Raw genomic sequence first — 23,874 nt, 5'->3', positions numbered from 1 at the left:
CAAAACAATTAATTAAACTATAGATATAAGGAGGAAGTTGGATATGAAAGTTACCATTCAAGATGTAGCAAATGAAGCAGGAGTTGCTCCTTCTACAGTTTCTCGGGTATTTAATAATAAAGGATCTATTTCTTCTCAAACTAAGGAAGAAGTATTTAAAGCAGCAGAAAAGTTAGGCTATAAGGTTAAAACTAAGAAATCTACTTCAGATGAAAATAAAAATATAGGTATTATTTTTAATACTAATCTATTAGGTGATTTACGTAGTAACACCTTTTACAACCAAGTTATGGAAGGAGTAGAAGAGATACTTAAGGAATATAATTATCACTTAGTATTTAAAACAATTAATGAAGCTGAGGAAGATAATTGGGAAAATATAAAAAAGTTAATTAATAACTCAGATACTAAAGGAGTTATTTTAGCTGGTTATGAAATAGACAAAGATATAATTCTAAAGATAAAAGAAACAGCAATTCCTATGGTATTAGTAGATAATAATTTATGGAATGAGAATATTGATTGTGTAGTTAATGATGATTTCTTTGGTAGTAAAAGAATAGTAAATCATCTAATAAAATCTGGGCATAAAAAGATTGGTTTTATAGGTGGGCCATTAACTCACGATTCCTTAGCTAAGAGATATAAGGGATATAAAGAAGCTTTACAGGAAGCAGAAATAGAACTTAATTCAAAGTGGAATATCTTTTGTGAGCCAAGTTTTGAAGTACAAGATGGTTATCAAGCAGCTAAAGATATTTTAACTAAGCAGAAAGAAATCCCCACGGCCTTTACTGCAGCTAATGATAAATTAGCAATTGGAGTAATTAAAGCTAGTCAAGAATTGGGTTATACTATACCAGAAGATATTGCAATAGTTGGCTTTGATGATATAGAAATGTCTCAATATACAATGCCTTCGTTAACTACTGTAAGAATTTTTAAACGAGAAATGGGGATAGAAGCAGGGAAGCGATTAATTGATCTAATTAATGGTGTATCTTCTAAACCGATAAAGATAGTAGTTTCTGTAGAGTCTATTATTCGGGATTCTACTAAATAAATTTGGAGGTTTTTACTAATGTGCAGAGGATTAGAGAAAAGAACTTTAGGGAGAACAGGAGAAAAATTAACTTTTATAGGATTTGGTGCTTTAGAAATAGGAAGAGATTGGGGAATAGGGACTAAAGCTGAACAGAAAAGGCCAGCTGAAAAAGAAGCAATAGATGTATTAAATGGAGTACTTGATTTAGGGATTAATATAATTGATACTGCCAGTGCTTATCATAAAAGTGAATCTCGAATTGGGAAAGCTCTTTCTAATCGCCGAGATGAATTTTTCTTATCTTCTAAGTGTGGCGAGCATAATGCTGAACCAGATACTTATTATGACTTTAGTTATCAAGCTGTAAAGAAATCAATTGATGATAGCTTAGATAAATTAGAAGTAGATTGTATTGATTTAATGCAAATTCATTTTGGGCCAAATCCTCAACAAGTATTAGATAATGGAGAAATGTTAGTAGCAATAAAAGATGCTAAACAAGAAGGAAAGATTAAATATTTAGGGGCTTCTACTAGTAATCAAATAGCTAAACAATGTATTGAATCAGGCGAATTTGATGTCTTGCAACTAGAATATAGTTTATTAAATAGAACCAATGAAGAACTAATAGAGTTATGTAGAAAAAAAGGAATTGGCGTATTAATTAAAAGAGGCTTAGCAGGAGGAAGATTGACCCCTAGAGTAGTTCCTTATTTAGAACAGGTAGAAGATCAAGCTAAAATCAAGCAATTACTTAAATTAGTAGATAATGATGCTAACAAATTGGTAGCTTTAGCTTTACAATTTCTTTATCAATATCGAGGAATAACTTCTGTTCTACTTGGGTCTAAAAACTTAGCTCATATTGAAAAAAATTTATCTTATTTAGATTGGGAATTAAAACCTGGAATAATAGAGAAAGCTAACGAGATAACAATTTGATAAAGGAGTGCAAATTATGATTTCAACATTAATTAATGAATTAATTACAGCTAAAATTGATACTGTTGGAGCACAGATGATAAGCTTAAAGCTAAAAGAAGATAATGCTGAGTATTTGTGGCAAGCTAATCCAAAATATTGGGGACGACATGCTCCTATTTTATTTCCAATTGTAGGAAAATTAAAAAATGATCAGTATCAGGTTGAGGGAGAAACTTTTGATTTAACCCAGCATGGTTTTGCTAGAGATAATGAATTTGAATTAATTATAGAAAAGGAAGATGAAATTGTATATCGTTTAGCTAGTAATCAAAATACATTAGAAAAATATCCCTATCAGTTTGAGCTAGATATTGCTTATCAGTTAGAAAAGAATAGAGTTAAGGTTAAATATAGTGTTAAAAATAAAGATGAGAAGAAAATGTATTTTTCTATTGGTGCGCACCCGGCTTTTAATTGGCCCTTAGAAAAAGGTAAACAAAAAGATGATTATTATTTAGAATTTGAAACAAAAGAAAATGTGGATTCCTATTTTTTAGAAGAGGGTTTATTAACGGATAACAAAGAAATGTTTTTAAGCAGTAGTAAAACTAAAGATTTGGTAGGAGAATTATTTAATAATGATGCTTTAATTTTTAAGGATTTACAATCAGAAAAAATCAGCTTAAAAAGTAAAAAATCCAAGCGAAGAGTCACAGTTGAATTTGAAGGATTTCCGTACTTAGGGATTTGGTCTAAGTCAGAAGAGGCTCCTTTTATTTGTATTGAACCATGGTATGGAATTGCTGATTTTAAGGAGACAACTGGAGAATTAAAGAAAAAAGAGGGAATTATATCTTTAATTCCTCAAGCAGAGTTTTCTTGTGTATATAGTATTGAAATTGAATAATATTTTAGAAAGGATGATTAAATATGTATCCATTAAAATTCAAACCAATATATAAGGAAAAAATATGGGGTGGAACATCTTTAGCAGATAAGTTTAACCGTAAGATACCGAGTGATTTTACTGGTGAGAGTTGGGAGCTAGCAGCTCATAAGAATGGTAATAGCAAAGTAAGTAACGGAAAGTTAGTTGGGAAGACACTAATGGAAGTTATTAAAGAAAAAGGAGAAAAAATCTTAGGTAAAGAAGCTAAGGAAGATTATTATGAAAAATTTCCTTTATTGATTAAAATATTAGATGCTAATGATAAATTGTCAGTACAGGTTCATCCTGATGATGAGTATGCTTTACAATATGAGAATGGAGAATTAGGTAAGACAGAGATGTGGTATGTTATCGATGCTAAAGAAGATGCTAAATTAGTCTATGGAGTTGAACCTGATGTGAGTAAAGAGGAATTTGCAACGTCTGTTAGAGAAGGTAGGCTAGCAGAAAATTTAATTGAACTTGATGTTGAAGCAGGTGATGTAATTTATATTCCCTCAGGAACAGTACATGCTATACAAGAAGGAATTCTATTGGCTGAAATTCAGCAAAACTCTGATACTACTTATCGAGTTTATGATTGGAATCGATTAGGTCAAGATGGGAGGTCTCGTGATTTACATATAGATTCTGCGTTGGAAGTAATTAATTTTGGTAAAGAGCCTGAAGGAAAAGTAACAGGTTTAGAAATAGAAAAGGAAGGTTATATAAGAAACATACTTGTAGCTTCTCCTTATTTTATTACAGAAACTTTAGATATAAATGAGAGTTATAATAATAATACTAGTAATAAATATTTTTATGTCTTAATGGGATTAGAAGGTAAAGGTAAAATAATTTATAAGGATGGTAGTATTAATTTACATGCAGGTGAAACAATATTATTGCCAGCAGCATTAGGTGAATATGAGATAAAAGGGAACTGTAAATTAATAAAATCTTATATAAAAGATTTAGATAAATTAAAATTTGAATTAAAAAATAAAGATTATTCTTTAGAAGAAATTAACCAAATTAAAGGTTTTTAATTTGGTTTTATAAGGTAAGATAATATTATACACGGGCCAACACCCGACGGATACATCACTATAAAAACCCATAGTCATGTATCCTAATAGATGACAGTTTCCATTCCATTACAACCGTCGGTGGGCCAACAACTTGGCTACTAATGGGACGTCGTGAACCATGAGAGTTCACGACATCCAGTTTCAGGTGGTTTATATTGAGCATATATGAAGAATAATTATTCTTATGTGAGGTAGTTGGCCCGGAATTTTAGTCAATTTACATAAAATGAGAATAGTGATATAATAAAATTAGCATGATAAATTCTTCAAAAAACAATTGAAGAATAAAAAAGACGGCGCCAAGTTGTCGCCATGGCGTCGCCAGACTAGAGGTTGTTATTTTAGTTAAATGTAATTATTACCAAATAACCAACGAGTTTATAAGGTTTATAGCACTTACCTGTGTTATTGATACTAAAGAAGAACACTCTCAACAGACTTCAAATCCAGTGGCAGGCAGCTTAAGTTGTCTGTGGTGGGTTCGATTCCTACACATTCCCGCCCTGTTACTTCAAGGACTAAGGACTGTTTTCCAAAAACAGTCTTTTTTTATTTTTTGACCTTATTTTTAAAATTAAAGTTTTTTAATTCACTTCTAAAAGGTAGAGTGAATAGACTGTACTAGGGAGGTGAATAGTAAATGCTTTTTTCTTTAATAAGTAAGTTAAAAGAAAAGTTAAAAAGATTATTGAAAAACGATTGTCAGTGTAGAAATAAAGATCAGATATATCTTGATTTAGATGGTTTAGAGATAGATATGGAACGTTGTTTTGCTTATGATAAACCACATGAAGTTACTGTAGTTGTTCCTCGGGCTGAATTGAGAAAAAAATTAAAGGAGGGGGATAAAACAGAAGAGATAGAAATATTGCTCAACAGTATAACTATTGTCCATTCTCCTTATCGACCTTCTGATGAGGGTGAAGGGGAAGGAGAATTGCCTGAACCACCTGAAATTCCTCGTGGTGATGAGGAGAAAAGATAAGTTTTTGAATATCAAAACAGTTAAAAGTAAAAGATAATACCGAAATTAATTAACTTAGTAGGGGAGGATAAAATGAAGAAGATAGGAATATTTATAGCAGTTTTATTGTTAGTTGGTGCAGGAACCTTTGTTTATTATGCTGGGTCAACCAATAACTTGGAAGAAAGCAAAGCTGCTGCTTCAAACTTTTGGAGTTTATCTCCTAAGATGAGATTACTGGTCAGAACAATTTCTGCTGAAGCCAAAGGAGAACCCTTAGTAGGACAAGTTGCAGTTGGAGCTGTAGTTATGAATCGAGTAGACAGTTCTAAGTTTCCTAATTCAGTTGCCGGTGTTATTCATCAACCCTGGGCTTTTACTGCTGTAGCACGTGGACATGTCTGGAATGAAACTCCAAGCGATACAACTATTCGAGCAGCTCGATCTGCTTTGCGTGGTTGGGATCCTACTTATGGTTCTATTTATTACTATAATCCAGCCAAAGTTGAAACTAACTGGATATTTTCTAGACAGGTAACACGTAGAATAGGTAAACATATCTTTGCTAAATAGAGATAGGAGGGATCAAGTTGAATAATGAAGGAATATCAGATTGGTTAGATGAAAAACTGGTCTTGGCACTTGTTTTGCTAGCAGGATTAGCTGCTACAGGTTATTGGGGATACGGCCAGTATACAACTTTAACTCAAGTTCAGACTCAATTGGATAATAGATATCAGCAATCTTATCAAGGATTAAATGATCATATTGATGCTTTACAAGGAGAATTAGGTGCTTTGGTTGTATCTGATTCTGCTGATAATCTATCAGTTAATCTCTCTAATACTTGGCGATCTGCACATTCAGCTCAAGAGGACTTAGGACAATTACCACTTAACAGTGATACTTTAGATAATCTGAAAGGATTACTTGCTAATGTATCTCAATATGCTAATCATTTAGATCGTAAAGTAGTTGATAGAGAATTAAATGATAAAGAAAAACAAGTTTTAAAGAAGTTTCATACCCAAATGCAGGCAGCTAATAGACAATTAGAGATAGTCCATAATAAGATGGAGAAGAATGAATTTACTTGGTATGATAAGAAGAGAGTCAATGTGGAGAAAAATAAAAAAGAATACTCTGCTAGTCCACTATCAGGACTGGTCAAGTTAGATGGTAATATTAAATTAACTGATATTAAAGACGATCTTGAATCAGTACTACCAGAAAATTTAATAAATGCTAATAAAAAAGATGTAATTACTGGTTTATCTGAACTAAATGGAGGTAAAGTAAATCAAAAAAAGGCCATTAAATTAGCTAAAAAATATATTAAAAATCCTAATAAATATAACTATGAAGTTACCGACCAAAATCGAGTAAAGGTAAAAGGGAATAAGACAGTTAAAGCAAATTTACCTGCTCACTCTGTTAAAGCTACTCATAAAGAAGATGAAGGTAGAGTAATTTATGTAGATGTTAGTAAACATGGAGGACAAGTAATCTGGTTGCTTAACCAAAGGGGTGTAGGTGAAAAGAAGGTTAATCTTGAAACTGCTCGCGATAAGGCAGCAGATTTTCTTGAACAAAATGGTTATGAAAATATGTTAGCCTCTTCAACTAAAAAGTTTAATAAAACATTAATTGCCTCCTTTATTCCAGTACAGAATGGAGTATTGCTTAATCCTGATGCAGTAACTGTAGAAATAGCATTAGATAATGGTGAAATAACTGGATTTAATGGGATTGATTATGCTTTAAATCATAAAAAAAGATCTAGTGAAAAGTTACAACCTAAGTTGAGTTTAGAAGAAGCCAAAAAAAGAGTAAGTAAAAACTTACAACTAACTAAAAAACCTCGACTTGTTCTGTCTGATATTAGAGGAGAGGAAAAGTTATGTTATGAGTTTGTAGGAGAAGTGGAGAAAAAAGGACAGACCTTCAGTGTGAAGATTAATGCAATGGATGGAAAAGAAGAAGTTATTAAAAATATTGATGATGATATATATAAGACATATGATTAATAAGTAATTTGAAGAATATAAGAGTAATAACTATTTAAGGTGATATAATTTGATTTAATTAGGGATATGATAAACACTAACAACTTGACCTTTGGCCCCTGTTTGTATATACTATTAAACGGTGCAATTGAGAAAAGGGCGAATAGCTCAGTTGGGAGAGCACCTGCCTTACAAGCAGGGGGTCACAGGTTCGAGCCCTGTTTCGCCCACCATTAAAATACAGTAATAAGTGACCAACGAATAGTTTTATTATTTGGTTACGGATTACTAGTTATTAGTCACTGATTTTTGGGGATGTGGTGTAGCTGGTTAACACGCCGGCCTGTCACGCCGGAGATCGCGAGTTCGAATCTCGTCGTCCCCGCCATAAGAGTGGCGAGATAGCTCAGTTGGTAGAGCAGTGGATTGAAAATCCTCGTGTCCCCGGTTCGAATCCGGGTCTTGCCACCATTCTTTATTATGCGAAAGTAGCTCAGCTGGTAGAGCACCTCGTTGCCAACGAGAAGGTCGCGGGTTCGACTCCCGTCTTTCGCTCCATTAGGTGGCATAGCTAAGTTGGTAAGGCAGAGGACTGCAAATCCTCCATTCCCCGGTTCGAGTCCGGGTGCCACCTCCAATTAAATTTTGCTCTTGACACCTTTCATTATATTTTGTATAATAATAAATGTGGCTAATGAAAATAAAATATGCCGGGGTGGCGGAATTGGCAGACGCATCGGACTTAAAATCCGATGGGCCCTTTAGTGCCCGTGTGGGTTCGAGTCCCACCCCCGGCACCATTTAAATACTTTTTGTATAAATTATATATTACTAATTAAATATTGAGGGGATATAGCTCAGTTGGGAGAGCGCTACGTTGACATCGTAGAGGTCAGTGGTTCGAACCCGCTTATCCCCACCACTTATAAAGCATTGATATATAAAGAATTATAACCTGTCACTAAGACAGGTTATTTTTATTTTTTTGATGATAATGTCGCCATTTTGTCATTTATTAAGGCTATTTTTCTGTCTATAGGTAAAAAAGAATCTACTTATTTATTAAAAAATATTGTTCTATGGATATTAAATTTTCTATTTTAAAGTGTTTATTTAGATTGTCTTTTACAGTTTGTGGGCCTGGAAATTTAGGAGAGTTTTTTGTGAGTATTAATGATCTTATTATTAGGAGTTAGTTTATTATTACCTATGTTGAATAGAAAAGATTATAGTGGATAAAATAATTTTAGAAACTATTATGTAATAATTCAGCATAGGAGTGTTTATATAATGAGTATTAAAGAGATAATAGCAGATCTTATTAGTTCAAAAGAGAAAAAGATAAATTCTGTTAATGTTCAAGAAAGTTATAATTTATGGGAAGGTCTTAGAACTAGATATGATGTAATTGAGGAGATACAGATATACGAAAGTTTTATTCACGATTTAGATTTTGAGCTTATTACTCAAAGTATTCTATCCAATATATTTGAAGAGCAAATAAATAAGCTTGAAACTAAGCTTAATAAGTATAAGATATCTTTACCCAATAGACCGCCAAAAAGTGTTCGGACAACAGTAAATACTGAGGTATTAAGTGATCGTCTTATAGCAATCAAGGTTTTAGAGATTATTCAAGTAGATCTTGATTTACATATAAGATCTATTAGAACTTCAACTACAAATGAAAGTGTTAGAAAATTATTTAAAAAGTTTTTGAATGATACAATTTCATTATATGATAAAGTAATTAAATATTTGAAAACTAAAGGTTGGATGGGGATTCCTCCTCAATATCCTAATCTACCTAAAGGAACCAATGAACAAATTGATTCTGGAGAAGTATTTCATCTTTTTGATCACCTTACAGCAAGATATGATGCAGTTGGTATTACGCAAATTTTTCATAATCAAACCGATGATTCAGATTTCAAGTATATATTAAAAAAAGGTTTACAGAGTACCTTAGAAAATCAGATTAATACTCTTGAAAAGGAAATGAATTATTTTGGAATTCCTTTACCAATGAGACCGGCTAAAAGTGTCAAAGCTAAAATAAATTCTGAACCAATAGAGGATGAACTTATCTTTCGTGAGGTTTTCACAAGTATTTCAAATATGTTAAATTTACATGCTAATGGTTTTAAGCAAAATGTTACTAATGATCGTATTCGTAATATGTATATTAATTTTTTAAAGAAAGAAGTTAAATTATATAATCAGTTAGTGAAGTATGGTAAACTAAAGGGATGGTCACGTCCTATACCTATGTATAAAGTAGGAAAAAGTGGTGACTAATTAGAAGATAATAAAGTGTTACAGGCTAACTTCTAACAACATAATCTAACGGATACATCACTATAAAAGTCAATAATCATGTATCCTATAAAAAAATACGACAGTTTTCATTCCATTTTCAATGGTGATCTACAACCTGCAAAAACGCAGGATCCGGTAGATCACCATTTTTGTTTAAAATGTTAATGAATTAAAAATTATTTAAAATTAAGAGGTAGAAATGAAAAAGAAAAGTGTTAAACTTCCGGATTAAAGTGGAACTAAGTGTTGTTTTTATAATAATAGGTTATATAGTAAGATGTAATTGAAGATTGAGAATTGGTCTTTAGTAAAATATTAATAACAGGCAATATATAAGAACTTCCATACTTAAAATAGCATGATAAGCCTAATGCTAAATAGTAGAGGTAAAAGAGGAAAGTATTAAATTTCCGGATTAAAGTGGAACTAACTATTGTTTTTATAGTAATAGGTTGTATGGTAAGCTATAATTGAAGATTGATAATTAGTCTTTGGTAATACTTAATAAAGGGGTGAAGAAAATATTAGGTTTAGCTAATGAAAGAAGTATAAATATTCTATCTATTTTGCTTGAAAAAAGAGATCCAGTAGTTACTAAAGAATTAGCTGAAGAATTTAATGTTTCTAACAGAACAATTAGAAATGACTTAAATAAGTTAGAAAATTGGTTAGAAGATAGAGAGATAAATTTAGTAAAAAAGCCAAGAGTAGGAGTTTGGTTAGAAATTGGTGATAATCGAAGGATAGAATTAAAACAAAAGGTTGAAAAATTAATTGAATATAATAATCCTTTATCCCCATTACAGAGACAAAAGTTTATTTTAAAACGTTTATTAAAAGATCGAAGATATACCATGAAATCATTAGCTGATGAACTATATGTTAGTAGAACTACTATTTATAATGATTTAGAGGAAGTAGAAAAATGGTTAAGTGAATATAATTTGTTATTAGAAAGAAAGAGATATTATGGTATCCAAATTCGAGGTGAAGAAAAGGATTGGAGAAAAGCAGTAGCAGATTTATTAGCTGATCTTAAAGATAACGAAGAGTTAAAAGAAATATTAGATAAGACTACAAGTTTACATCCTGATAGTAGGATAGATAATAAAACTTACAATCAATTAAAAGAATTATTTAATAGTATTAATTTTAGAAGAATTGAAGAAATCTTAGCTAAAGCAGAAGAAGAATTAAAATTCTTATTTACTGATGATGCTTTTGTTGGTTTGATAATCCATATTGCCATTAGTATGGAAAGATTAAGTAAGAATAAAGATATAGAAATGGATCAGGAACAATTAAGTAATTTAAAACAGAAAGAAGAATTTAAAGTAGCTAGATTTATAGCAGAAAAAATAGAAAATAATTTAGAAATTAAAATTCCTGAGGCTGAAATAGGGTATATTTCTTTACACATTTTAGGAGCTAAATTACAACAAAATATAAACACTCAAAATTTACAAGATGTTTTAAATGATGCTGACCCTAAAGTTCTTGATATAGCAGAGGATATTATTGATATAGCAGAAGAAATTTTAGATGTTAATCTAAGAAATGACTCACAGTTACTGTTAGGATTGGTTTTACATTTACGTTCGGCTATAAATCGTTTAAGATATGGGTTAAGTCTTAGAAATCCATTATTAGATAGAATTAAGAATAATTATCCTAATGTTTTTGGAGCAGCTTGGGCTTCTAGTATTGTATTTGAAAAACATTTAAATGTTACAGTTACTGAAGAAGAAGTAGGTTATCTTGCTTTACATTTAGGAGCTGCTTTAGAAAGAATAAAAAATAAAGTTAATGCTATGATTGTTTGTGGTAGTGGAGTTGGGACTTCTCAATTAGTAGCAACTAGGTTGGAGCAAAGATTATCTGGAATTGAAATAGTAGGTATTATGTCAGCCCATAAATTAAATGATGAAAGTCTTAAAAATATAGATGTTATTATTAGTACTATTCCCTTATCTAATTGTTCTAAACCAGTAATAAAGATTGGCCCTTTAGGAACTAAAAATGATATTGAGTTAATTAAAAGTAGAGTTAATGGGGTAATAGAGAAAAAACAAAAAGAAGAGTTAGGGTTAAATGTATCATACACTGAGAATAATAAGTTATTTAATGATGATTTAATATACATTGATTTAGAACTTGATTGTAAAGAAAAGGTTATTAAATTTTTATCTGAACAAGTTATGAAACAAGGATATATTAGTTCTGGTTTTATTGAATCTGCTTTAGCGAGAGAGGATCTGACTTCTACAGAGATGAAGAATGGGGTAGCAATTCCACATGGAGAAGATGATTATGTTTTGGATTCTGTAGTAGCTGTAGCTACTTTAGCCAAGCCGATACAATGGGAAAATGATGTTGTAGATACAGTATTTTTACTTGCTCTTAAAAGTGAGGGAGCAGCTAAACAGTTTTTTAAGCATTTTCAAATAATTATTGAAAATGAAGAATTACTAGCAAAAATTAAAGATGCTGAGCAAGAAGAAAATATAATAAATGTAATATTAAGCCATTCATAAAAAGGTTATACTGAAATATTTATTTCACTTATAAGTTTTCATAATATTATGAAAATATAAGAAAATAAAATTTTATAATAAGGAGGTGAAATAATGATTGTTGATTCTGATTTAGTAAAAATAAATCCTCAGGTTCAAACCAAAGAAGAAGTGATTTGTTCATTAAGTAATTTATTATTGAAAAAAGGGATTATAAAAGAAAGTTTTTATGAAGCAGTGATAAAAAGAGAGGAAGAATTTCCTACGGGCTTACAAGGGAAGTATATTAATTTTGCAATTCCACATACAGAATCTCGCCATGTGAATGAATCTGCTATTGCAGTGGCAACTTTAGAGAATGGTGTTAAATTTAATGGTATGGAAGATTCAAAAAAGGAATATGAAGTTGAGGTTATTTTCTTATTGTCAGTCAAAGATAGATCTAAGCAAACAACTATTTTACAAAATCTGTTGCAATTAATGCAAGATGAAGAAAAAATAAAACTTTTATTAACAGCGAAAGATGATACTGAAATAGTGAATCTTTTAGAGAATAATGTAGTAAAAAGCTTGGAAGTTAAAAAATAAATTTAAGGAGGATTAAAATGTTAAAAAAGTTAGCTAATACTATTAGAGGTCTATCAGCAGATGCAATTGAAAAGGCTAATTCTGGTCATCCAGGTTTACCTATTGGATGTGCAGAAATAGGAAGTGTACTTTTTAGTGAAATTATGAAGCATAATCCAGAGAATCCAGACTGGGCTAATCGAGACCGATTTGTTTTATCCGCAGGACATGGCTCAATGTTACTGTATTCATTGTTACATTTAACAGGTTATGATTTAAGCTTAGATGATTTAAAGGAGTTTAGACAATTAGATTCTAGAACTCCTGGACATCCTGAATATGGTCATACACCAGGTATTGAAACTACTACTGGGCCATTAGGCCAAGGGTTTGCTAATGCAGTTGGAATGGCTGTAACAGAAGAGATGATGGCAGAAAGATATAATACAGATGAATATCAGATTGTAGATCATTATACATACACTCTGCTTGGCGATGGTTGTATGATGGAAGGGATTGTTCAAGAGGCTGCCTCTTTAGCAGGGCATTTAGGTTTAAATAAATTAATTGCTATTTATGATGATAATGATATTTCAATTGCTGGTAATACAGATATTACATTTACTGAATCAGTAGCTGATAGATTTAAAGCTTGTGGTTGGCATGTTATTGAGAATGTTGATGGGCATAATATAGATGAAATTAAAGCAGCTTTAGCAGATGGGAAACAAGAAATAGAAAAACCAACTCTTATAATTGCTAATACTCATATTGCTTATGGGGCTCCTACTAAGCAAGATAGTAGTTCAGCTCATGGAGCACCGTTAGGTGAAGAAGAAATTAAAGGATTAAAAGAAAATATTGGTCTGCCAACAGATGAAAAATTTTATGTTTCAGAAGAAGTTAAAGAATTCACTACTAATAAATTAGAAAAATTTAAGCAATCAAATAAAGAATGGCAAAGGGAATTTGAAGAATGGGCCAACAACTATCCTGAATTGAAAGCTGAGTGGGATGAAGCGTATAATTTAGAACTTCCTGAAAACTTAAGAGAGATGTTAGAAGAGGTAGAAATTGAAACACCAACTGCTACTCGAGATGCTTCTGGAGCTACATTGCGAAAAATAGCTGACAAGGTGCCATATTTAGTAGGAGGATCAGCAGATTTAGCCCCATCTAATAGAACTTATCTTGAGCACTATGGTGAAATCCAAAAGAATAATTATAATGGTCGTAACTTTAGATTTGGAGTTAGAGAACATGCTATGGCAGCTATTGCTAATGGAATTTCTCTTCATGGAGGATTAAGACCATTTGTAGCAACATTCCATATCTTTAGTGATTATATGCGACCAGCAATGCGAATGGCAGCTTTGATGAAACAACCAATAACTTATGTTTTAACTCATGATTCTATTTATGTAGGAGAAGACGGGCCAACTCATCAGCCAATAGAGCAGACAGAGTCTTTAAGATTAATTCCTAATTTAAAAGTAATTAGACCAGCAGATGAAGAAGAAACTAAAGCTGCTTGGGTGCAAGCTATGGAAAGAACAGAAGGGCCAACAGCCATTGTCTTAACCAGACAAGGTTTATCTCATATAGAGAAAGAGCAAGAACCTTACTTTTATAAAGGTGGTTATGTAGTAAGTGGCAAAAAAGATGCAGATGTTGTACTACTAGCAAGTGGTAGTGAAGTATCTTTAGCTTATGAAGTATCAGAATTACTTCAAGAGAATAATAAGAAGACTAGATTGATATCTGTACCAGATAGGGAAGAGTTTACTAATCAAGATCAAAGATATATTAATGAAATATTAGGTTCAATGGATGGTCTAAGAGTAGCAATTGAAGCTGGGGTAGGTCAAGGCTGGTATCAATTATTAAGAGATAAGGATTGTTTAATTGATATAAATAGATTTGGAGCTAGTGGACCAGGATCAGAGGTTGCTAAAGAGCTTGGTTTATCTGCAAATGAAATTGCTAATAATATTCTTAGTAAGCTTGACTGATAAAGATAATAAACCATATAAGAATTATAATAATATATAAGGGTTTAGATTTAATAAAATATCAAGGAGGTAATACTAATGGCTAAGAAAAAAATAATGGTGGCTTGTGGAGCCGGAGTTGCTACTTCAACAGTCGTAACTGGAAAGGTAGAAGAAATTTGTGAGAAGAATGGTATTGACGCTAAAATTCGTAAGGGTAAAATTGTGGAGGTTCCTACTGACGAAGGTGAATTAGATTTATTAGTTAGTACTACAGTTGTAGATGAAGATGACTATCCATTTCCAGTGATTAATGGTAAGAATTTTCTAACAGGTGTGGGAATAGAAGAAACGACTCAAGAAATTCTAGATGTCTTAAACAAATAATATTAACTATAGGGGGTAATAGAATGTTAGATCAACTAACGCAAATGATGCAGGCTTTTCTTGGTCTAGGTCCTACAGTTATTTTACCAGTTGCTATTTTCTTTTTAGGATTATTCTTTGGGCAAAAACCATCTAAAGCATTAAAATCTGGTTTAACAATTGGTATTGGATTTGTAGGAATTTTCTTAGTAGTTGATTTGTTAGTTAGCAATTTAGGTCCTGCTGCTAAGGGAATGGTAGAAAGATTTGGTTTACAATTAAATGCTATTGATACTGGTTGGCCAACTTCTGCTAGTATTGCTTGGGGATCTCCTATAGCAGGATTAATTATACCAGTAGGAATAGCTGTTAATATAATTATGTTAGTAACTAAAACTACTAAAACAATGGATGTTGATATTTGGAATTACTGGCATTTTGCTTTTATGGGAGGGATGGTTTATGCAACTACTGGTAGTATTTTGCAAGCTGTAATAGCATCTGTTATCTTTGAAATTATTGTATTAAAGATAGCAGATTATACAGCACCTTATTTAGAAGAATATTTTGATCTACCAGGTGTATCAATTCCAACTGGAAGTACTGTTTCTTACGTTCCAATTGGAATTCCATTAGTGAAATTATGTCAGAAGATTCCTGTGATCAAAGACATAGAGTTAGATACAAAAACTGTTAAAGAAAAATTTGGAATTTTCGGTGAACCAATGTTTATTGGAATAGTCTTAGGAGCTATATTGGCTGTCTTAGCAGGTTATGCTCCAGGTAAGATTATTAATACTGGTATTTCAATGGGGGCAGTTATGTATTTAATGCCTAAAATGGTAGGAATCTTAATGGATGGTTTAAATCCTGTTTCTGAATCTGCTCGTGACTTTTTAAATGAAAAATTTGAAGATGCTGATGATATTTATATTGGTTTAGATGCTGCTGTATCAATTGGACATCCGTCAGTAATTGCTACTGCTTTAATCTTAGTGCCAATTACTGTAGCACTAGCAGTGATTTTGCCAGGGAATCAGGTATTACCATTTGGAGATTTAGCAACAATTCCTTTTGTAGTTAGTTTAATTGTAGCTGCTGCGGAGGGTAATATCTTCCACTCTGTAATTTCTGGGGTTGTAGTAATTACTATGTCTTTATATATGGCAACTGATTTAGCACCTGAATTTACTCAGATGGCTCAAGAAGCTAGTGTTAATTTACCTAAAGAAGCACAAAATGCTACTTTAATTACTGCAATTGATCAAGCTGGTAATTTAATTCAATGGGTAATTTATAAGATTTGGGCATTATTTTAAAAACCAAGCCTTTTATTATTAAAATAATTTAAATAAGTAGATTGATAATTATAAGTTAAGGAGTGTGTATAATATGAAGGCATTGCAAAAGAAGGAATTAGGGTTTGGCAATCTAGAGGTAGTGGACGTTGAAGAGCCTAGTTTAAAGCCTGATCAGATAAAGATTTTAGTAAAGGCTGCTGGAGTTTGTGGTACAGATTTAGAAACTTATAAGGGTAATTATAATGTGGCCACTCCATTAACTCTGGGACATGAATTTGCGGGTGAAGTTGTTGAAGTAGGGAAGAGTGTAACTGAATTTGAAGTTGGAGATCAGGTTACTAGTGAAACAACATTCTATATTTGTGGGGAATGTAGATATTGTAAAAGTAAAGATTATAACTTGTGTTCAAATAGAAAAGGGTTAGGGAGCCAACAAGATGGAGGTTTTGCTAAATATGTTATAGCAAGAAAGGAAAGTGTGCATAAGTTACCTGAGAATGTTGATTATATTTCTGCAGCACTGACTGAACCTCTAGCTTGTGCTTATCATGCAGTTAAAGAGAAAGCAGATATTAAAGAAGGAGATGTAGTGGCAATTTTAGGGCCAGGTCCTATTGGATTGCTGGCAGCTCAAGTTGCAAAGACTTGTGGAGCAGAGGTTATTATTGCAGGATTAGATGCAGATAAGGATAGATTAAAGAAAGCAGAAGAATTAGGAATTGATAGAATAGTTAATCTTGAACAGGAAGATATTAATGAGGTAATAGCAGATAGAACTAAAGGTTATGGGGCTGATGTAGTAATTGAATGTAGTGGAGCTGTTCCAGCTTGTAATATGGGACTAGATATATTAAGAAAGAAATCAGAATTTGTACAATTAGGTATTTTTCCAGAAGATAAAGTTAAAGTTAATTTTGATGATATTGTTCAAAAGGAAATAGAAGTTATAGGTTCTAGAAGTCAAAAACCTAGTTGTTGGCCTGCTTCATTAGAATTAATGAATAGTGGAGCGGTTGATACAAAATCCCTAGTAACTCACCAATTTAATATTGATGAATGGGATAAGGCATATGAAGCTATTGAAAATAGTGAGGCAATAAAAGTTGTTTTAAAGCCAATTGAATAACTTAAATAAGACAGGAAGTTAATAGTATAAGAAAATATAAGAAATAATTACAAGTGCTATTACTCCTTGATAATTTTTATTTAATTCAAAAAAAGAGGAAAGAAAAGTCGCTCATTTTCTAGTATTATATTAGGCAACCAACCATTAAAATTACTAGAAAGGGGCGACTCAAAATAATTATAACATTTAAGTTAAAGCATTAAAAGATTGTTTTTTATATTTAAGGAGGAAAAATATGAAAATAGCTATTGGAAGTGACCATGGAGGTTTTAAACTAAAACAAGAAGTGAAAACAGTATTGGAAAAACTAGAAGTAGACTATCAAGATTTAGGAGCTTATAATGAAGAATCAATAGATTACGGGCCAATTGCTAAAGAAGTAGCAGAAAAAGTTGCTAATGGAAAAGTAGACAGAGGGATTTTAATCTGTGGGACAGGTATTGGAATGTCTATTATGGCTAATAAAGTAAAAGGAATTAAAGCATCATTAGTTCATAATATATTTTCTGCAAAAGCTACTCGTGCTCATAATAATTCAAATATATTATGTATGGGAGATAGAGTTGTTGGCCCGGAAATAGCTAAAGAAATAACGAAAGTTTGGTTAACTACGGATTTTGATGGGGGAAGACACCAAAGAAGATTAAACTTTATTGAAGAATATGAATAAATTAAAATATAAAGGTGGTGTAAATCATGTATGATAGTTTTACTAGAAATATGGTAAGAGCAGCCCTAGGACCTCATGGTAGAGCAATGGCAGATTTCTATCTTGAACATCAATTTATTATTAATGGACTTGTAGTAGGATTAGTTATAATAAAGAAATTACTAACTCATTTTAGTAATAAAAAAGAAAAAGATAATGATTCTAAGCCATTTTCTGAAGAAGAATTAAATTATTGTTAGGAGGAATAAATAAAATGGTTCAAGTAGCAGCATCAATTTTATCATCAGATTTTAGTCAATTAGTAAAAGAGATAAAGACAGTTAAGGAAGCCGATTATTTGCATATTGATATTATGGATGGTCAATTTGTCCCTAATATTACTATAGGGCCAATAGTATTAGATTCAATTCAAAATAAAACAGATCAAGTATTAGATGTTCATTTAATGATTGAAAATCCTGACCAGTATATTTATCCCTTTGTCAAAGCAGGGGCAGATATAATTACAGTTCATGCTGAAACTTGTTGTCACTTACATCGAACAATTCAAAAGATTAAGGAACAAGGGATTAAAGCAGCAGTAGCGTTAAATCCGGCAACTTCATTATCGGAGATTGAATATGTTTTGGATGAACTAGATATGGTATTAGTTATGACTGTTAATCCAGGATTTGGAGGACAAGATTTTATTGTAGAAATGCTACCAAAAATTAAACAGTTAAGAGAGAAAATTAATAATAGTAATTTGGAAGTTGATGGTGGAATTAAACCTGGGGGTATAGCAAATAAGGTAGTTAAAGCTGGAGCTAATATTTTAGTATCTGGCTCGGCTATATTTAAAGCTCGTGATAGATGTCAAGCTATTAGAAAGTTAAGATAAATTAAGGAGGAAGAAGAATGGAGAAAATTGGAGTTTTAACAAGTGGCGGAGATGCTCCAGGGATGAATGGAGCCATTCGAGCAATTGTTAAAACTGGAATTTATCATGACTTAGAAGTTATAGGAATCGAATATGGATATATTGGTTTATTAGAAAAGAGGTATAGAAAATTAAAAATTTCTGATGTAGAAAATATTATTCATAGAGGAGGAACGATTCTTAAATCAGGTAGGACAGAAGACATTAAAAATAAATCAGGATTTGAGAAAGCTGTAAATAATGTCAATCAGTTAGGATTAGATGGATTAATTGTAATTGGTGGGAATGGATCTTTAAAAGGTGCAGAAAAATTTGCTAAAGCAGGCATAAAAACAATAGGAATTCCAGCTACCATTGATAATGATGTTGCAGATACTGATTATTCTATTGGTTTTGATACTGCTTGTAGTATAGTTATTAATGCAGTTGATAATATCCTAGATACAGCAACTTCTTTAGTAGCAGATAATCCTCGTGTTTTTCTGATTGAGGTAATGGGTCGAGATTGTGGTGAAATTGCTATGATGTCATCTCTAGCTAGTAGTATTGATCTAGCTTTAGTTCCAGAAGAATTTATTACTTATATTGAAATGGTTAATAAATTAAAAGAAAAGTTTAAGAGAGGGAAAAATTATTCTATTATTTTAATGTCTGAAGGAGCAGGAGATATTGATGATGTAAGTAATGAATTAGAAAAGAGATTAGGCTTTGAAGTAAAACCAGTTTTATTAGGTCATCAGCAACGAGGGGGGAAGCCCACTGCTTTTGATAGGGTTTTAGCAAGTAAATTAGGTGTTAAAGCAGTAGAACAGTTAATAAGAGGTGAAATTAATAATTTAGTAGGAGTAAAAAATAATGAATTTAATGCTATAGATTTATCTATTGTCAATAGTAATAATAGGGAGTGGAACTCTGATTTTTTTGAATTGAGTGAAAGACTGAGCTATTAAAGCTATAATTAGATAAGGGGGATATTATTGGACTTAAAAGAAGTTTTAGAACAGGTTAAAAATTGGTGTAGAGAAATTGGTAAAATACAAGTTGAAAAAATGAACTCTAATTTAAAAGTTAATACAAAAGATGATGAGATTGATTTGGTAACTGAAGTTGATGGGCTATCAGAAAAATTAATTCTTGAGAAAATAAAAAATAATTATCCAGAACATTCAATTCTTTCAGAAGAAAGTGGAAGAGAAGAACAAAATTCTAATTATAGATGGATTATAGACCCAATTGATGGAACTACTAATTATGCTAATGGATTTTTTATGTTTAGTATTTCTATAGCTTTACAATTTAAAGGAGAAATAATCTTAGGAGTTGTTTATGCTCCCAAATTAGCTCTTTTATATTCAGCAATTAAAGGAGAAGGGGCATATTTAAATGGAGAAAGAATAAATGTAGCAACTACTGATTGTTTGAGAGAGGCTTTATTAGTAACTGGTTTTCCTTATGATCGAGCAAGTAGTTCTGATAATAATATTGATTATTTTAGCAAGTTAGTTCCTAAAATTAGAGGAGTAAGAAGGACAGGAAGTGCAGCTCTTGATTTATGTAGTGTAGCAACTGGTGCTTTTGATGGATATTGGGAGATAAAGGTGAAGATTTGGGATATGGCTGCAGGTAACTTGATTGTAAAAGAAGCAGGAGGAAAAGTTATCACTCGAGATAAAGAAACAGAAACAGAGATAACAATTTTAGCTGGTAATAATAATATAGTAAATTTAATATCAGATGAATTAGAATTAAAATGATAACTTAAATTAAATTTTTTAAGAAGTAATTTGTGAAATATTGTAATAATATAATAGATAATATTTCAAACACCTAGGACTAATCTGGGTGTTTTTTATTTTTCTTCCCTTTTTTTAATAGTATATAAGTTTTTAAAGTTACATATAATATTATAGATTGTGCTTAAAGGGGAGGGGGAGGGATGTCTGTAATAAGTATTGGTACTAATAACTATGCTGATGCTTTGAGAGAAAGACTCTTTTTTGAATTGCAGTTTTTGCAAGAGGATGGGATTGATATTGAAATAGATGAAATAAACCAATCTGATACAGTAATATTTAAATGTCAGTATAATGGGAGAAAAGAAGAATATTTACTTGATCTATTTAAAGAATATATTGCTAATGTTTTGTCTGATGTAATAATTAATTCTCTAGAGGACAACTTGTTAAGGAAGATTTTGTATAATGAACATAAATATTTCTCTACTAAAGAAGAAGATCAAGTTTTAGAAACAGCTTATGATAGACTTAATTTTTTAGTCAGTCAAGATAATGAAGAAGTAGTCTCTAAAATTCAGCGTAAAAATAGAATCTTTTTAGAAATTATTGATTATTTAGAGTTAGAAACTGAAATTATTTTAGAAGGATTTGTTAGATTTCGGCTTAAAAATTATTTAACTGAGTTAGAGGTGGCTATTGATGGAGCAGTAGAAGATTATTTAGTTGAAAAAGAATATAAGGAATTTGTTCATCTTCTAAAAAACTTTATTGATGATCAAGCTCCTAAGAATAAAATAGTTAATGTAGTTAAGATTGAAGATGATAATTTTCAATTATTAGATCATAATGGAATTGTATTGGATAATATCTTTTTAGATGAATATATTCTCCAAATGGTAGATGAAGAATTAGCCTCTGAAGATTTATTAATCAGTTCTTTGATTACTATTGCACCTGAGGAGATTATTCTTCACTTTAAAGAGCCTATATCTGTAGTTAAAACTTTGGAAAGTGTTTTTACTGATCGACTTTCAATCTGTTTGGGGTGTCAGTATTGTGAATTAAGTGATTTTAGTGAGTTAGAATAATTTTAAAACTAGCTTGACATTAATTTAGTTGGAAAGTATAATTATGATAAGTTAATATGACAACAACGTTGATGAGGAAGAGTAGGTTAATTTTATTCTTATTAGGGAATGGAGGCTATAAACTGGAAGTCTCCTAAGGATAGTTAATTGAAGACCGCCTCTGAGTTGGCCCTTGAATAGTTATACTAAGTAGAGGAGTCCGGTATAAGCCGTTATCTTACTTAAGTGATATCTATATTATCTTTAGTATAGATTTAATTAGAGTGGAACCGCGAACCCTTCGTCTCTATGTTTGGAGAGGGAGGGTTTTTTAGTTTTTGTAGTTAATAATAAATCATAGGTTATAAAAGGGAGGCCAAAATAATGAGTAAAGTAAAAATAACTTTACCTGATGGATCTAGTCGTAAATATGAAATAGGGACTACTATTAGGGAAGTGGCCTTTGATATCGGGCCAAGGTTAGGAAAAGCTGCTGTAGCAGGAAAGGTAGATGGACAAGCAGTTGATATCAGTTATGAATTAAATGAAGATGTTGAGTTAGCAATTATAACTATTGATTCTGAAGAGGGATTAGAGGTTTATCGCCACACTGCTGCTCATATTTTAGCTCAAGCAGTAAAGAGAGTATATGATGATGTGAAATTAGCTATCGGGCCAACTATTGATGATGGTTTCTATTATGATTTCGATTTAGATACTAAAGTCTCTGAAAATGACTTTGAGAAGATTGAATCTGAAATGAAAGAAATCATTACATCAGATTATGAGATTGAACGTACAGAGATAGCTAAAGAAGAAGCTATTGCTATGATGAAAGAAGAAGGTGAAGAGTATAAAGTTGAATTAATTGAAGAGTTAGATGATGATACAGTCAGCTTTTATAAACAAGGAGACTTTATTGACTTATGTCGAGGACCACACTTACCTTCTACTGGTAAATTAAAGACAAATGCCTTTAAACTATTAAATGTTGCTGGAGCTTATTGGCGTGGTGATGAAAATAATAAGATGTTACAGAGAGTTTATGCTACTGCCTTCTATAAAAAGGCTGAATTAGAGGATCATTTAAATAAATTAGAAGAAGCTAAGAAACGCGACCATAGAAAGATAGGACAGGAGTTAGATCTATTTAGCTTACAGGATGAAGGGCCAGGATTTCCATTCTTCCATCCTAAAGGTATGGTAGTTAGAAACCAATTAATTGACTTCTGGAAAGAAGAGCATCGTAAAGCAGGATATGACGAGATTAAAACACCAGTTATTTTAAATCAACAGCTATGGGAGCAGTCTGGACACTGGGATCACTATGGTGATGATATGTACTTTACTGAAATAGATGAAGAAAACTATGCTATTAAGCCTATGAACTGTCCAGGTTCTATCTTAGTCTATAATGATAAGATGCATAGCTATCGCGATCTACCAGTTAGAATGGGTGAGTTAGGATTAGTACATCGCCATGAGTTATCTGGAACTTTGCATGGTTTAATGCGAGTAAGAAACTTTACCCAAGATGATGCCCATATTTATTGTCTACCAACTCAGATTAAAGAAGAGTTGAATGGAGTTATTAAGTTAGTTGATAAGCTTTATAGTGCTTTTGACTTTGATTATAGTGTGGAATTAAGTACTAGACCTGATAAATCAATGGGTTCTGATGAATTATGGGCCAAAGCTACTAATGCTTTAAGAGAAGCAATTGAAGACAATGAATTAGATTATGTAGTCAATGAAGGAGATGGAGCTTTTTATGGGCCAAAGATTGACTTTCAGCTTGAAGATAGCTTGGGTCGAACTTGGCAGTGTGGAACAATCCAGCTTGATTTCCAGATGCCAGAGCGTTTTGACTTAACTTATATTGGAGAAGATGGAGATGAGCATCGTCCAGTAATGATCCATAGAGCTATCCTTGGTAGTATAGAACGATTTATGGGTATCTTAATTGAACATTATGCTGGTGCATTCCCAACATGGTTGGCGCCAGTTCAAGCAGAAATTATTCCAATTACTGATGATCACTTAGATTATGCTTATGATCTTAAAGAAGAGTTAGAGGCTGCTGGAGTTAGAGTAGAAGTTGATGCTAGAAAAGAAAAGATGGGCTATAAGATTAGAGAAGCTCAGATGCAACAGATTCCTTACATGTTAATTGTAGGTGACAATGAGATAGAAGATGAAACAGTATCAGTTCGACACCGTCGAGAAGGAGATATGGGAGCAGTTGATGCTGATCAATTTAAAGCAGATATTGTAGAAGAGATTAAGAATAAAGAGTAGTAGTGAGTGGTGAGTTGTGTGTCATGTGTCGTGAGCTAATTCA

The 23,874-nt window shown here is 31.8% G+C and carries 21 protein-coding genes, 7 tRNA genes and 1 other annotated feature; all 28 genes read left to right on the top strand.

What is annotated here, in order from left to right; translation table 11 throughout:
* Positions 1–43 precede the first annotated feature (43 nt).
* The 28 genes from ACYQ39_RS05550 (at position 44) to thrS (ending at position 23,831) form a co-directional block, all read left to right on the top strand.
* Positions 44–1,063, top strand: a complete 1,020-nt coding sequence (locus ACYQ39_RS05550) for a LacI family DNA-binding transcriptional regulator (protein ID WP_459840998.1) — start codon at positions 44–46, stop codon at positions 1,061–1,063.
* 18 nt (positions 1,064–1,081) lie between these two features.
* On the top strand, positions 1,082–1,987 hold the full coding sequence (locus ACYQ39_RS05545; protein WP_459840996.1) for an aldo/keto reductase: 906 nt from the start codon (positions 1,082–1,084) through the stop codon (positions 1,985–1,987).
* A gap of 16 nt (positions 1,988–2,003) precedes the next feature.
* On the top strand, positions 2,004–2,876 hold the full coding sequence (locus ACYQ39_RS05540; RefSeq protein WP_459840994.1) for an aldose 1-epimerase family protein: 873 nt from the start codon (positions 2,004–2,006) through the stop codon (positions 2,874–2,876).
* A 23-nt stretch (positions 2,877–2,899) separates the two neighbouring features.
* On the top strand, positions 2,900–3,946 hold the full coding sequence (locus ACYQ39_RS05535) for a type I phosphomannose isomerase catalytic subunit (protein ID WP_459840992.1): 1,047 nt from the start codon (positions 2,900–2,902) through the stop codon (positions 3,944–3,946).
* A 682-nt stretch (positions 3,947–4,628) separates the two neighbouring features.
* Positions 4,629–4,973, top strand: coding sequence for a hypothetical protein (locus ACYQ39_RS05530; protein ID WP_459840990.1), 345 nt, complete (start codon positions 4,629–4,631; stop codon positions 4,971–4,973).
* Between the two features lie 72 nt (positions 4,974–5,045).
* Positions 5,046–5,525, top strand: a complete 480-nt coding sequence (locus tag ACYQ39_RS05525; protein ID WP_459840989.1) for a cell wall hydrolase — start codon at positions 5,046–5,048, stop codon at positions 5,523–5,525.
* Positions 5,526–5,542: 17 nt separating this feature from the next.
* Entirely contained in the window at positions 5,543–6,979 is a 1,437-nt protein-coding gene (locus ACYQ39_RS05520) for a PepSY1/2 domain-containing protein (protein ID WP_459840988.1), read from the top strand.
* Positions 6,980–7,115: 136 nt separating this feature from the next.
* A tRNA-Val gene (locus ACYQ39_RS05515) sits at positions 7,116–7,191 on the top strand.
* A gap of 78 nt (positions 7,192–7,269) precedes the next feature.
* Positions 7,270–7,346 (top strand) — tRNA-Asp (locus ACYQ39_RS05510).
* 7 nt (positions 7,347–7,353) lie between these two features.
* A tRNA-Phe gene (locus ACYQ39_RS05505) sits at positions 7,354–7,429 on the top strand.
* Between the two features lie 11 nt (positions 7,430–7,440).
* A tRNA-Gly gene (locus ACYQ39_RS05500) sits at positions 7,441–7,516 on the top strand.
* A 3-nt stretch (positions 7,517–7,519) separates the two neighbouring features.
* Positions 7,520–7,595 (top strand) — tRNA-Cys (locus ACYQ39_RS05495).
* Between the two features lie 72 nt (positions 7,596–7,667).
* Positions 7,668–7,758, top strand: a tRNA-Leu gene (locus ACYQ39_RS05490).
* Positions 7,759–7,804: 46 nt separating this feature from the next.
* Positions 7,805–7,880, top strand: a tRNA-Val gene (locus tag ACYQ39_RS05485).
* 368 nt (positions 7,881–8,248) lie between these two features.
* Positions 8,249–9,256: a DUF3231 family protein gene (locus ACYQ39_RS05480; protein WP_459840987.1), complete on the top strand. Its 1,008-nt coding sequence runs from the start codon at positions 8,249–8,251 to the stop codon at positions 9,254–9,256.
* A gap of 533 nt (positions 9,257–9,789) precedes the next feature.
* Positions 9,790–11,811: a BglG family transcription antiterminator gene (locus ACYQ39_RS05475; protein ID WP_459840985.1), complete on the top strand. Its 2,022-nt coding sequence runs from the start codon at positions 9,790–9,792 to the stop codon at positions 11,809–11,811.
* A gap of 93 nt (positions 11,812–11,904) precedes the next feature.
* On the top strand, positions 11,905–12,378 hold the full coding sequence (locus ACYQ39_RS05470) for a PTS sugar transporter subunit IIA (RefSeq protein ID WP_459840983.1): 474 nt from the start codon (positions 11,905–11,907) through the stop codon (positions 12,376–12,378).
* A 17-nt stretch (positions 12,379–12,395) separates the two neighbouring features.
* Positions 12,396–14,369, top strand: coding sequence for a transketolase (gene tkt, locus ACYQ39_RS05465; RefSeq protein WP_459840982.1), 1,974 nt, complete (start codon positions 12,396–12,398; stop codon positions 14,367–14,369).
* Between the two features lie 78 nt (positions 14,370–14,447).
* The gene (locus ACYQ39_RS05460; protein ID WP_459840980.1) at positions 14,448–14,735 is read left to right on the top strand and encodes a PTS sugar transporter subunit IIB; all 288 of its coding nucleotides are present in this window, start codon (positions 14,448–14,450) and stop codon (positions 14,733–14,735) included.
* Between the two features lie 23 nt (positions 14,736–14,758).
* Positions 14,759–16,033, top strand: a complete 1,275-nt coding sequence (locus tag ACYQ39_RS05455) for a PTS galactitol transporter subunit IIC (RefSeq protein WP_459840978.1) — start codon at positions 14,759–14,761, stop codon at positions 16,031–16,033.
* A gap of 73 nt (positions 16,034–16,106) precedes the next feature.
* The gene (locus ACYQ39_RS05450; RefSeq protein ID WP_459840977.1) at positions 16,107–17,141 is read left to right on the top strand and encodes a zinc-binding dehydrogenase; all 1,035 of its coding nucleotides are present in this window, start codon (positions 16,107–16,109) and stop codon (positions 17,139–17,141) included.
* Between the two features lie 235 nt (positions 17,142–17,376).
* Positions 17,377–17,811, top strand: a complete 435-nt coding sequence (rpiB, locus tag ACYQ39_RS05445; RefSeq protein ID WP_459840975.1) for a ribose 5-phosphate isomerase B — start codon at positions 17,377–17,379, stop codon at positions 17,809–17,811.
* Positions 17,812–17,837: 26 nt separating this feature from the next.
* Complete coding sequence (locus ACYQ39_RS05440) at positions 17,838–18,050, top strand: hypothetical protein (RefSeq protein WP_459840973.1); 213 nt, start codon at positions 17,838–17,840, stop codon at positions 18,048–18,050.
* Positions 18,051–18,064: 14 nt separating this feature from the next.
* Positions 18,065–18,691: a ribulose-phosphate 3-epimerase gene (rpe, locus tag ACYQ39_RS05435; RefSeq protein WP_459840971.1), complete on the top strand. Its 627-nt coding sequence runs from the start codon at positions 18,065–18,067 to the stop codon at positions 18,689–18,691.
* A gap of 17 nt (positions 18,692–18,708) precedes the next feature.
* On the top strand, positions 18,709–19,680 hold the full coding sequence (locus ACYQ39_RS05430; protein ID WP_459840969.1) for an ATP-dependent 6-phosphofructokinase: 972 nt from the start codon (positions 18,709–18,711) through the stop codon (positions 19,678–19,680).
* A gap of 27 nt (positions 19,681–19,707) precedes the next feature.
* Positions 19,708–20,484 carry an inositol monophosphatase family protein gene (locus ACYQ39_RS05425; RefSeq protein ID WP_459840967.1) on the top strand — a complete coding sequence of 259 codons (777 nt, stop codon included), beginning with the start codon at positions 19,708–19,710 and terminating at the stop codon, positions 20,482–20,484.
* Positions 20,485–20,666: 182 nt separating this feature from the next.
* On the top strand, positions 20,667–21,554 hold the full coding sequence (gene ytxC / locus ACYQ39_RS05420) for a sporulation protein YtxC (protein WP_459840965.1): 888 nt from the start codon (positions 20,667–20,669) through the stop codon (positions 21,552–21,554).
* A 59-nt stretch (positions 21,555–21,613) separates the two neighbouring features.
* Positions 21,614–21,845 (top strand) — a binding site (T-box leader).
* A gap of 72 nt (positions 21,846–21,917) precedes the next feature.
* Positions 21,918–23,831, top strand: a complete 1,914-nt coding sequence (gene thrS / locus ACYQ39_RS05415) for a threonine--tRNA ligase (protein ID WP_459840964.1) — start codon at positions 21,918–21,920, stop codon at positions 23,829–23,831.
* Positions 23,832–23,874: the final 43 nt, after the last annotated feature.

It is taken from the genome of Halanaerocella petrolearia (genome assembly GCF_054657875.1).
The sequence above is the reverse complement of the archived record's forward strand: the minus strand, read 5'-3'. Positions and strand labels throughout refer to the sequence as shown.